10 protein-coding genes are annotated in these 11,703 nt (G+C 37.9%); 9 read left to right on the forward strand and 1 reads right to left on the reverse strand.

What is annotated here, in order from left to right:
- Positions 1-10: 10 nt before the first annotated feature.
- Positions 11-226, reverse strand: coding sequence for a YgaP family membrane protein (locus TY13_RS17610; RefSeq protein ID WP_042478756.1), 216 nt, complete (start codon positions 224-226; stop codon positions 11-13).
- A 339-nt stretch (positions 227-565) separates the two neighbouring features.
- On the opposite strand from TY13_RS17610, the gene TY13_RS17615 reads away from it, so the two are divergent.
- The 9 genes from TY13_RS17615 to ligA all read left to right on the forward strand — a co-directional run bounded on the left by TY13_RS17615 (position 566) and on the right by ligA (position 11,703).
- On the forward strand, positions 566-2,293 hold the full coding sequence (locus tag TY13_RS17615) for an adenine deaminase C-terminal domain-containing protein (protein WP_042478757.1): 1,728 nt from the start codon (positions 566-568) through the stop codon (positions 2,291-2,293).
- Positions 2,294-2,307: 14 nt separating this feature from the next.
- Positions 2,308-3,366, forward strand: coding sequence for a DUF3048 domain-containing protein (locus TY13_RS17620; protein WP_042478759.1), 1,059 nt, complete (start codon positions 2,308-2,310; stop codon positions 3,364-3,366).
- A gap of 18 nt (positions 3,367-3,384) precedes the next feature.
- Entirely contained in the window at positions 3,385-3,699 is a 315-nt protein-coding gene (locus tag TY13_RS17625) for a YerC/YecD family TrpR-related protein (protein WP_042478762.1), read from the forward strand.
- A 408-nt stretch (positions 3,700-4,107) separates the two neighbouring features.
- Complete coding sequence (locus tag TY13_RS17630) at positions 4,108-4,791, forward strand: polysaccharide deacetylase family protein (RefSeq protein WP_042478764.1); 684 nt, start codon at positions 4,108-4,110, stop codon at positions 4,789-4,791.
- A gap of 5 nt (positions 4,792-4,796) precedes the next feature.
- Positions 4,797-5,384, forward strand: coding sequence for a DedA family protein (locus TY13_RS17635; protein WP_081797042.1), 588 nt, complete (start codon positions 4,797-4,799; stop codon positions 5,382-5,384).
- Positions 5,385-5,397: 13 nt separating this feature from the next.
- A complete protein-coding gene (locus TY13_RS17640; protein WP_042478768.1) occupies positions 5,398-6,528 on the forward strand; it encodes an MGDG synthase family glycosyltransferase in 1,131 nt (376 codons plus the stop codon).
- Between the two features lie 195 nt (positions 6,529-6,723).
- Positions 6,724-7,416 carry a heptaprenylglyceryl phosphate synthase gene (gene pcrB, locus TY13_RS17645; protein WP_042478770.1) on the forward strand — a complete coding sequence of 231 codons (693 nt, stop codon included), beginning with the start codon at positions 6,724-6,726 and terminating at the stop codon, positions 7,414-7,416.
- Between the two features lie 31 nt (positions 7,417-7,447).
- Complete coding sequence (gene pcrA, locus TY13_RS17650) at positions 7,448-9,694, forward strand: DNA helicase PcrA (RefSeq protein WP_042478772.1); 2,247 nt, start codon at positions 7,448-7,450, stop codon at positions 9,692-9,694.
- An 11-nt stretch (positions 9,695-9,705) separates the two neighbouring features.
- Positions 9,706-11,703: an NAD-dependent DNA ligase LigA gene (gene ligA, locus TY13_RS17655; protein WP_042478774.1), complete on the forward strand. Its 1,998-nt coding sequence runs from the start codon at positions 9,706-9,708 to the stop codon at positions 11,701-11,703.

Genomic DNA, 11,703 nt, shown 5'->3' on the forward strand with positions numbered 1-11,703 from the left:
GTCCTATTTTTTATTGCGAGTGCTCATGATTACATGTGAACATAGCTTTCATAGGGCAGTAGTGGAAAATACCTTCCGCAATTTTCATAGCACCTGCTGCAATCATTAGATGGCCTGTCCAGCAATTAGGACGATGAGCAATGCGACCTACGCCACAGGCTGTTAATGACACACCACAAATAAGGCGGACGAAGGCGTTGCGCTCTGAAATGTTTTCTTCTAACAAAAATAGTCAACTCCTTATAAAAATGTTATTACATGCTTGTTCGCACTTTGCTTTATGAAAGCGCTGTGATACGATAAAGGCGATGCATTATATCAATTACGCCTTGTCTAACTCAAGTATAGATTTTTTGTCGAGCTAGCTTAAAAAAATCTGTGATATCCGCGGAGGCGCTTGGGGCAACACGATTTTAGCCACTTAGTCACTTAGTCGTTGCGTGCGTGAATCGCGTTCTTAGACTGGTTGCCTCTAATTCAGTGTTTGTACACCAACTGAATCATGATAAATAGTATGCTTAATTTTCTTAAAAAAATGTATCAATGAAAAAGGGGGCGTTTTACCATGCCAGAAATCAATTGGAAAATTAAAGACATTCGAGAGCAAGTTGCTGTTATTGATGGCAAGGTTGCACCGACCATTGTATTAAAAAATGCGCGTTATTTGCATAGCATATTCAAAAAATGGATGGAAGGTAACATTTGGATTTTGAATGACCGTATTGTGTATGTAGGAGAACGCATGCCAGTATTTGTAGAAGGAACTGAAATTATAGATGTTGCAGGAAAAACGATCGTTCCTGGTTATATTGAGCCACATGTTCACCCATTTCAACTATATAATCCACAATCCTTTGCTGATTTTGCAGCGCAAACAGGAACAACAACATTTATATCAGATAATATGACATTTGCCGCTTTAATGGATAATGAGAAAGCGTTTACAATTTTAGAGCAGCTACGTCAATTACCATTTTCATTTTATTGGTGGGCACGTTTCGATTCGCAAACTGAAACTGAGCTAGAGGATGAAATGTATTCAACAGCATCTGTATTAGAATGGCTTGATCAAGATTTTGTATTACTTGGTGGTGAATTAACAGCTTGGCCAAAGCTTTTGCGTGGCGATGACCAAATGCTTCATTGGATTCAAGTAGCAAAGTTAAAAGGAAAGAAAATCGAAGGTCATTTTCCTGGAGCGTCTGAAAGAACGTTAGCACGCATGAAGCTATTAGGAGCAGATGGTGACCATGAGGCAATGACGATTGAAGAAGTGGAGAGTCGCTTATTACACGGTTATGCTGTAACGCTGCGTTATTCTTCGATTCGTCCTGATTTGCCCCAGTTATTAAAGGATGCTGTAGCAAAGCAATTAGATGTATTTGATCATTTAATGATGACGACTGATGGTTCAACACCAAGCTTTTACCAAGATGGTATTATGGATAAATGTATTCGAGCAGCGCTTGCAGCAGGTGTAGCACCAATCGATGCTTATAATATGGCAACGTATAATATTGCACGCTATTACAATATGATTGGGCTACATGGATTAATTGCAACAGGACGCTATGCATCTCTTAATATTTTAAAGGATGAATTTTCACCTACTCCAGAGGCAGTACTATCAAAAGGTGTATGGTTAAAGCGTGACAACAACAAAGCATTTGCATTGCCAACAATTGATTGGTCTGCATTTGGTGAGCTTAATATGGATTTTGAATTATGTGATGAAGACTTTCAGTTTTCGATGCCAGTCGGAATTGAAATGGTTAATGACGTAATTACAAAGCCATACAGCGTTCAGCATCTCAATCATAGTGTGCTAGATTCAACAACTGATGAAAGTTATTTAATGCTTATAGACCGCCAAGGTAAATGGCGTATTAATACAATGATTAAAGGCTTTGCATCAAGTGTACAAGGCTTTGCATCATCATATTCTACAACTGGTGATATCATTTTAATAGGAAAAAGCATTGAAGAAATGAAATTTGCCTTTAAGAAATTAAAAGAGATGAATGGTGGAATTTTATTAACAGAAAATAACAAAATTGTTGCATCTATTGACCTACCGATTTCAGGTAGCTTATACGGTGGAGATGTTGAAACATTAATTGCCAAAGAAGTTGCATTAAAGACTGCACTCCGTGAGCGTGGCTATCGTCATACTGATGCAATTTATACATTATTATTTTTACAGTCAACACATTTGCCATACATTCGCATTACGCGTAAAGGGCTGTTTGATGTATTAAAAAATAGAGTGCTACTATCAGCAGTTATGCGTTAATAAGGAGAAAAATAATGGATATAAAATTAAAGCTACTCGCAAGCTTATGCGCGGTATTTATAGTAGCCGGTTGTGGTAATAAGCCTGAGGAAAAACAGCCAGAGGAAGAAGTTGTTGAAGAAGTAGAGGTTGAAGAGGAGCCTGAAGAGGAAGTTGTTGAATTACCTTTTACGATGCCATTTACAGGTGAGGCAATTGCAGAGGAGATAGAGCAACGTCCAATTTTAGCAACAATTAATAATCACCCTGCTGCTAGACCACAATCAGGTTTAGCATCGGCGGATGTTGTTTATGAAATGCTAGCAGAAGGAGATGTTACTCGCCTTTTAGCACTTTATCAGTCGACAATACCTGAGCAAATCGGTCCTATCCGAAGTGCTCGTTCTTACTTTATTGATATTGCTAAAGGTCTAGATGCTTTTTATATAGCACATGGTTATAGCCCAGAAGCAAAATCAATGTTAGCAAATGGCGTCGTCTCGAATATTAATGGAATGCATTATGATGGTACATATTTCAAGCGTTCTTCTGAGCGGCAAGCACCTCATAACTCATATATTTCTGGAGAAAATGTACTAGCAGGGGCAGAAAAAGTGGGCGCTTCAATGAATTACAGCAAAAAAGTGTTTTATACTTTTTATCGCAATGAAGATAGTGTTAAAATAGGTGTTAGAGCAAATGAAGCGATGGTTCGTTATAGCCAAAATAGCTCTTTCAATAGCACATACGTCTATGATGAGGGAACAGAGCAGTATAAAAGATTTTCTGCTAATACTGTTACGACAGATTACTTAACAGGTGAAGAAATTCAACTATCAAATATACTATTTTTTGAAATGCCACATCGCGTAATTGACAGTGTTGGACGTCGTGATATTGATATATCGGCAGAAGGAAATGCGTATATATTCCAGCAAGGCATGATGCGAGAAATTAAATGGAAAAATAGTGATGGCTTATTAGTGCCAATTGAGGAAGATGGTAGTGAAGTTAAATTAGTGCAAGGGAGATCTTGGATTCACTTTGTTCCAACAACACCAGGACTAGCGTCTGCTGTAACGTATTCGGAATGAAGAGAGGGGGATAATTAGATGCAAATCGAAAAGATTCGTGGACATCAAACAGATCAGTTGTTTAAAGCTGTATTAGAGCTAAAAGATATTGAAGAATGCTATAAATTTTTCGACGACCTATGCACAATTAGCGAAATTCAATCATTAGCGCAGCGCTTTGAGGTAGCACATTTACTACGATTGAAAAAAACGTATGAAACAATAAAAAAAGAAACTGGAGCTTCAACTGCTACAATTTCACGTGTGCGCCGCTGCTTTGATTACGGTAACGATATGTATGATGAAATGCTAGGTCGTCTTTACCCTGATGAAAAACCATTTATGCATAAATAACAATTTGATTAGTAAGATAATTTTTTCTATTAAAGGCTATAGGAAAACAGGTATAACTATCTGTTTTTCTATAGCCTTTATCTATTAAAAAACTATTCATAATTAAAGTAGGAAAAATATTATTTTATTTTTTCAATAATAAATATGGAAAATTGTTTGAATAAATGCAACAAAATTTCAATTCTATACGTATAAATAAGAGTAGAAAAAGTTGGGATATTTAAAATGAATCCTATATAAGAATAATATGATGTAAAAATCTTCATTTAGTAGCTTTCAGATGAGGGAAGCTTTTCTACTTTAATTTAGTAATGAGAGGAGGTGCGGTGCGATGAACAAAAGCACCTAGTAGATGATGGCACACATAAAGCAGGTCATTTACTAGAGATTGAGATAGGGAGAGACACTATGAAAAAAGCAATTCTAAAAGGAGCATTATATGTTACAGGTGGTTTATTGTCTTACTCGGTAATATCCACAGCCATTTATAAAAAAATGGCTTTTGTACAAACCGACTGTGACGAAGGTGTGGCATTAACATTTGATGATGGACCGCATCCAATCTATACACCACAACTATTGGATTTACTAAAAGAGTTTGACATCAAAGCAACATTTTTTGTGGTTGGTAAAAATGCACAGGCTTATCCAACACTTATTCAAAGAATGTATAAGGAAGGACATACAATCGGTGTTCACCATTATCAACATACATCAAATTGGTTGTTGTTACCCTTTCAAGTTAAAAAAGAGATTGAGCAATGTGCACGGGTAATTGAACAGATTACAGGTGAGCGCCCGACTTTATATCGTCCGCCGTGGGGACATTTGAATGCTTTTGTACCAGCGTTGACAAAGAATTATCGTATTGTGCTGTGGACAAAACATTTTTCTGATTGGCGGATTGCCCATATCGAGCATTCATTAGAGGATAAGCTAGTGAAGGCAACAAAAGTGGGAGGAATTTTTTTATTGCATGATAATGGACAAACAATAGGCGCAGATGAGGAGGCACCTAAATATATGCTGAGGCATTTAGAAGGGTATTTACGAAAGCATGCCAGCACAACAAAGTTTGTCGCGTTAAGGTAGGTACTATGATGGATGAAGTTTTAAATTTGCTTGAGAATTATGGTTATGCACTAATTATTTTATCTTTATTTATAGGCGTTATTGGAATTCCAGCGCCTGAGGAATCATTAATTTTTTTAGTCGGATTATTGGTAGGCTACGGGCGCCTTGCTTTGGGCCTATCTGTTATTAGCGCAATTTGCAGCGTTTATGCAGCATTGTTAGTAGCCTATGCGATTGGTCGTTGGCTTGGCTATCCTTTTATGAAGCGCTTTGGTAAATTTATTGGACTAACGGAGCGCAATTTAGAAATTGTTAGTAAAGGATTTCAACGTAACGCATTAAGGACAGTTGTTTTTGGAATTTTTATACCGGGTCTCAGGCAGCTGAGCCCATATGTTGCAGGTGTAAGTCGAGTACCCTTTAAACGTTACTTGTTATATGCACTAATTGCAACACTTGTATGGGTGATTCCTTTTTTAATAGCAGGACGTATTTTAGGATCAGTCTTTCATGTTGGCCCAGAGGTCGCACCATATATGGGACTTGGAATTGGCGTTTTGTTTGTTTTTTATTGGCTATGGAAAAAGCGCAAAAAGCTACGTTTTAAGTAGAGGAGGAGACAATATGAAAAAGGCACTTTTTTTACCATTTTTAACGATGCAAACAGGGCATCATCAAGTAGCTGATGCCTTGATGGATTTTATAGCACTGCATAATGAGGATGTTGAGGTAAAAAAGGTAGATTTGCTCAACTATACAAGTCCTATCGTGGAAAAAGTAATTTCACACGGCTATATATCTTGGATTCAATACGCACCTACAATGTATACGAAGTTTTACAGCAAAATGTTTGATAAACAAAAAGAAGAGAAATCAAATTTTAAATTATATGAGATGCTTTTGAAGCACTTAATTCGTTTATTAGAAGAAGAGAAGCCTGATATTATTTTTTGTACGCAAAGCATACCTTCTTATTTACTAAATAAGCTAAAGCAAAGCGGACATTGCAACATTCCTGTTGTAAATGTTTACACTGATTTTTTTATGAATCAAGTATGGGGACTTGGTGCAATTGATTACCATTTTGTACCGATGCAAGAGATGAAGGATGCATTATGTCAGAAGGGCATAGCTGAATCCAATATATTTGTGACGGGCATTCCAGTTCATGAGGATATGCTTCGAACAACAGCATTACATAATTTTGCCCGAAATATTTTAATCGCAGGTGGTAATCTAGGCTTGATGAGTTGTGCAAATTTATATGAGCAGCTCAAACAGAATAAATCTTTTCATTACTATATTTTGTGTGGTACAAATAAGAAATTATATCAACAAGTTTTAGCATGGAAATTGCCAAATGTGATACCAATTAGTTATATAAAATCGCGCTCAGAAATGAACCACTTGTATGATCAAATGGATGCAATTGTAACAAAGCCTGGAGGAGTAACAGTTAGTGAAGTATTGCATAAAAAGCTACCCATTTTTGTGCATTCTGCCTTGCCAGGTCAAGAGGAGCGTAATTTAAAATATTTAACGGAGCGAGGGCTTGCTTATACGCTTGATAAAAGTGAATGCTTACATCACCAGCTTGAGCGAGTGCTGTTAAATGAAGAAATGATGTCTGATTATAGAAAGCAAGTTGCTACATATTTAAATAATTTGCAGTTAAAAACAGCAGAAGATTGGGTAATTTTTATGCAAAATATGCTGAGGAAGAAAGCTTGTTCAAGCGCAATTCTTCCTGCATGACATATTTAACTTCATAAAATAAATGCAAGTGCCGTTATGTTGTCTTGTATCTATACTTGCTAGTGGTGTATAAAAATGCGTAGGGAATCTCGGGAAAGCAGATATATTGTTGCTTTTCCGAAACTCCCTTTTTTGTTTTTATAGTAATTGCGTTATACTTGTAACGATAAGGTTTTGTAGAAAGGATGACGTAGTGTGGAATTGAAAACTTGGCGACATGTGTTTAAGGTCGATCCAGCAAAAACTATTTCTGATGAAGATTTAGAAAAAGTATGTGAATCTGGCACCGATGTAATTTTAGTAGGTGGTACAGATGGTATCACATTAGATAATGTGCTTGATTTATTAGTACGTGTACGTAGATATACAGTGCCAATCGCACTTGAAATTTCAAATATTGAATCAGTTACACCAGGCTTTGATTATTATTTTATTCCGTCCGTGTTAAATAGTAGGAATACAAAATGGGTAAAGGATTTACACCATATGGCAATAAAAGAATACGGAGATATTATGGTTTGGGAGGAGCTTGTTGCAGAAGGCTACTGTGTACTTAACCCTGATTGTAAAGTAGCGCATGCAACAGAGGCGCAAACAGATTTATCAATAGATGATGTAGTCGCATATGCACGCATGGCAGAAAATTACTTTAAGCTGCCAATTTTTTATTTGGAGTATAGCGGTACGTATGGGGATGTAGAAGTTGTAAAGGCTGCTAAAGATGTATTAGCAAACACATCTTTATTTTACGGTGGTGGTATTACAACAGTGGAGCAAGCTACAGAAATGGCAGCAATTGCGAATACAGTGGTTGTAGGAAATATTATTTATGATGATTTACAGGCAGCATTGAAAACGGTTGATGCTGTAAAAAGTGTTATGATATAATGAGAACGAATGTTCTTTTAGGTGGTGCGAAATGGAGCAAATTACGAAAAATTTACTCGTTGGAATGAATCCGCAACAACAGGAGGCGGTAAAAGCGACAGAGGGACCTTTGCTTATTATGGCAGGGGCAGGATCTGGGAAGACGCGTGTGTTAACACATCGAATCGCCTATTTAGTAGTGGAGAAGGAAGTATATCCATCTAAAATTTTAGCGATTACCTTTACTAATAAGGCCGCGCGTGAAATGCGTGAGCGTATTGACAATTTGCTTGGTAACGGTACAGGTGAACGCATGTGGGTATCGACCTTCCACTCGATGTGTGTAAGAATATTGCGCCGCGATATTGATAAATTAGGTTATGCAAAAAGCTTTTCTATTTTAGATAGTGCAGATCAATTAACAGTTGTCAAAAATGTCTTAAAGGAGCTTAATATTGATCCAAAGCAATACGATCCTCGAGCAGTACTAAATGCAATTAGTTCAGCGAAAAATGCCTGCATTACAGCAAGCGATTTCCAAGCAAATATGAATCCACATAATCCTTTTGAAAAGGTTGCTGCGCAAGTGTACGTAGGCTATGAAAAGAGATTGCGAATTAATCAATCTCTCGATTTTGATGACTTAATAATGACAACAATTAAACTCTTTGAAAAAGTGCCAGAGGTATTGGAGTTTTATCAAAATAAATTCCAATATATACACGTTGATGAGTATCAGGATACTAATAATTCCCAATATATATTAGTTCAACTATTAGCGAAAAAGTTCCGCAATATTTGTGTTGTTGGTGACTCTGATCAGTCGATCTATCGCTGGCGTGGTGCGGATATTACGAATATTTTATCCTTTGAAAAGGACTATCCAGATGCAAAAGTCATTATGCTTGAGCAAAATTATCGTTCAACAAAGCGTATTTTACAGGCGGCAAATGAAATAATTGAAAACAATGAAAGCCGTTATAAAAAAACTTTGCGTACGGATAATGATGAAGGCGATAAAATCGTTATATATAAAGCATACAATGAAACAGATGAAGCACAATATGTCGTGCAAACGATTCAGCAGCTTATCCGCAAAGAAGGTCGTAAGCTAGACGATTTCGCTATTTTATATCGGACAAATGCACAGTCGCGTGCGATGGAGGATGTGCTGAAAAAGTCTAGCATGAACTATCAAATCGTTGGCGGGACAAAATATTATGATCGTAAGGAAATTAAAGATTTACTTGCTTATTTAAGGTTAATTGCCAATAATGATGACGATATTTCGCTTGCGCGTATTATTAATGAGCCAAAGCGTAATATTGGTGCAACTTCATTTGAAAAGATGGCGTTTTATGCATTGGAGCAGGATCGCTCTATTTTCGATGCAATGCAGGAACTTGTCTTTATGGGTTTAACAGGGCGCGCTGCAGCATCGGCAGAGAAATTTTATGAGATGATTCGAGATTTATCAAATAAGCAGGAGATACTTACAGTAACAGAGCTTGTAGAAGAAGTTATTGAGAGCTCAGGCTATCGTCAAATGCTGCAAGGTGAAAAAACGATTGAAGCGCAAAGTAGATTAGAAAACATTGAAGAATTTTTAACTGTTACAAAGGCATTTGAAGAGCGTAGTGAAGACAAATCACTTATTTCTTTCTTAACGGATTTAGCGCTTGTTGCAGATATCGATTCATTAGATGAGGAAGAAAAGGCGAAAGGCACGATTATTTTAATGACGATGCATGCTGCCAAAGGTTTAGAATTCCCGGTTGTCTTTATTATTGGTATGGAGGAAAATATTTTCCCTCATTCGCGTGCGTTAGATAATATTGAAGAGATGGAAGAAGAGCGTCGCCTTGCCTATGTGGGCATAACAAGAGCAGAGGAAAAGCTATATTTAACAAGCGCTAGCTCACGCACAATTTTCGGTCGTTCTAGTTATAATCCTGTATCGCGTTTTATTAACGAAATTTCAGACGGAATATTGGAGCATATGAGTAAATCGGGAGGCTATGCACAGACAGGCGATTTACCATTTAGAGCAAATCGCTATGACAGAGCACCGCAGTATCGAGCTGCCCAAAAGTCAACTTCACGCATTACTCATCAGCAGGCGACAGGTGGCGACCAGCATGGCTGGAAGGCAGGCGATAAAGCAGTTCACGGTAAATGGGGAACAGGTACAGTTGTTAGTGTAAAAGGAGAAGGAGAAAATACCGAGCTCGATATTGCCTTCCCACAAATAGGGATCAAACGTTTGCTTGCAAAGTTTGCCCCTATTATAAAAGCGTAGGAGGGAACGAAATGACGGATATTGAAAAACGAATTGCTGAGTTGAATACATTATTACATGATTACAATTATGCCTATCATGTGTTAGATAAACCAGCTGTACCAGATGCTGTATATGACCAGCTATTACATGAGCTGATTGCCTTAGAGGAAGTAAACCCTTCCCTTATTTATCCTGATTCCCCTACACAAAGGGTTGGAGGAGCTGTGCTCGAAGGATTTCGAAAGGTGACACACAATTATGCGATGCTTAGTCTTTCGAACGCGTTTAATGAAGAAGATTTACGCGATTTTGACCGCAAAGTAAGGCAAGCGATTGGGGATAATTTTTCTTATATTTGTGAATTGAAAATAGATGGCTTGGCAATCGCTTTGCGCTATGAAAATGGCGTGTTTGTACAAGGGGCAACACGTGGGGATGGCACAGTTGGTGAAGATATTACAGCGAATTTAAAAACAATCCGTGCTATTCCTTTACGCTTAAAGGAGCCTGTGACGATTGAAGTGCGCGGTGAGGCATATATGCCGAAAAAGTCCTTTGAGGCTTTAAATAAAGCACGAGCAGAAAAGGGTGAAGAGTTATTTGCCAATCCTAGAAATGCGGCAGCAGGCTCATTACGCCAACTTGACCCAAAAATTGCAGCAAGTCGTCAATTGTCTACATTTATTTATTCAGTTGGTGGTGATGGTGAAGTATATGGCTTAGATAGTCATGGTGAAATGCTTGATTATTTACAGCAATTAGGCTTCCCATCAAATCGTGAGCGTCAAGCATGCGCAACAATTGATGAAGTTTTATCGTTTATACAAATATGGACAGAAAAGCGTGCTGAGCTACCGTATGAAATAGACGGTATTGTAATAAAAGTAAACCGTTTTGCACAGCAGGATGAGCTAGGCTTTACAGCAAAAAGTCCACGTTGGGCAATTGCCTATAAATTCCCTGCCGAAGAAGTTGTGACGACGTTACTTGATATCGATTTAACAGTAGGGCGTACAGGTGTAATTACGCCTACTGCAATATTAGAACCAGTACAAGTAGCAGGGACTACAGTGGGGAGGGCATCACTTCATAATGAAGATCTAATTCGTGAAAAGGATATTCGCATTGGTGACACAGTTATTATTCGCAAAGCGGGTGACATTATTCCAGAGGTAGTAGGTGTACTGTTAGAGCAACGTCCAGAGCATGCGGTGCCCTACGTTATGCCAACAAATTGTATCGCTTGCGATAGTGAGCTAATTCGTATTGAGGGCGAGGTTGCTCTACGCTGTGTGAACCCAACATGTCCAGCACAAATTGCAGAAGGAATTAAACATTTCGTTTCCCGTAATGCAATGAATGTAGATGGCTTAGGTGAAAAGGTCGTTGAGCAATTGCTAAGAGAAGGCTATATTCAAAATGTGGCTGACTTGTATTTATTACAAGTTGAACAGTTAATTGAATTGGAGCGTATGGGGCAAAAATCAGCTAGCAATTTAGTAGAGGCGTTAGAGCGTTCAAAGGAAAATTCTTTAGAGCGTCTATTGTTTGGACTAGGGATTCGCCATGTTGGTGAAAAAGCAGCTAAAATTTTAGCAGAGCAGTATGAAACGATGGAAGCATTGATGGCTGCAACGCCAGAAGAATTAACAGCAATTCATGAAATTGGCGACAAAATGGCAGATTCCATTGTCACTTATTTTTCAAACGAAGATGTCCAGCTACTGATTGCACGTTTAAAAGATGTTGGCGTGAATATGAGCTACAAAGGCAAAAAAGTTCAGATTGAAGCTGGTGCAAATCCATTTGCGGGGAAAACGATTGTTTTAACAGGGAAATTATCACAATTGACACGAAACGAAGCAAAGGCGAAAATAGAAGAGTTAGGTGGCATTGTCTCAGGAAGTGTTAGTAAAAAAACAGATCTTGTAATCGTTGGGGAAGACGCGGGCTCTAAGCTGGAAAAAGCGCAAAACCTAGGGATTGAGATTTGGGATGAACAGCGCCTAATCGAACAATTTCAATAG

The sequence above is a fragment of the Bacillus ndiopicus genome (assembly GCF_000612805.1).
Lineage (GTDB): Bacteria > Bacillota > Bacilli > Bacillales_A > Planococcaceae > Metasolibacillus > Metasolibacillus ndiopicus.

Coding starts and splice junctions, on each gene's coding strand:
- TY13_RS17615 (WP_042478757.1), top strand. CDS start 566: ATGCCAGAAATCAATTGGAAAATTAAAGACATTCGAGAGCAAGTTGCT.
- TY13_RS17620 (WP_042478759.1), top strand. CDS start 2,308: ATGGATATAAAATTAAAGCTACTCGCAAGCTTATGCGCGGTATTTATA.
- TY13_RS17625 (WP_042478762.1), top strand. CDS start 3,385: ATGCAAATCGAAAAGATTCGTGGACATCAAACAGATCAGTTGTTTAAA.
- TY13_RS17630 (WP_042478764.1), top strand. CDS start 4,108: ATGAAAAAAGCAATTCTAAAAGGAGCATTATATGTTACAGGTGGTTTA.
- TY13_RS17635 (WP_081797042.1), top strand. CDS start 4,797: ATGATGGATGAAGTTTTAAATTTGCTTGAGAATTATGGTTATGCACTA.
- TY13_RS17640 (WP_042478768.1), top strand. CDS start 5,398: ATGAAAAAGGCACTTTTTTTACCATTTTTAACGATGCAAACAGGGCAT.
- pcrA (WP_042478772.1), top strand. CDS start 7,448: ATGGAGCAAATTACGAAAAATTTACTCGTTGGAATGAATCCGCAACAA.
- ligA (WP_042478774.1), top strand. CDS start 9,706: ATGACGGATATTGAAAAACGAATTGCTGAGTTGAATACATTATTACAT.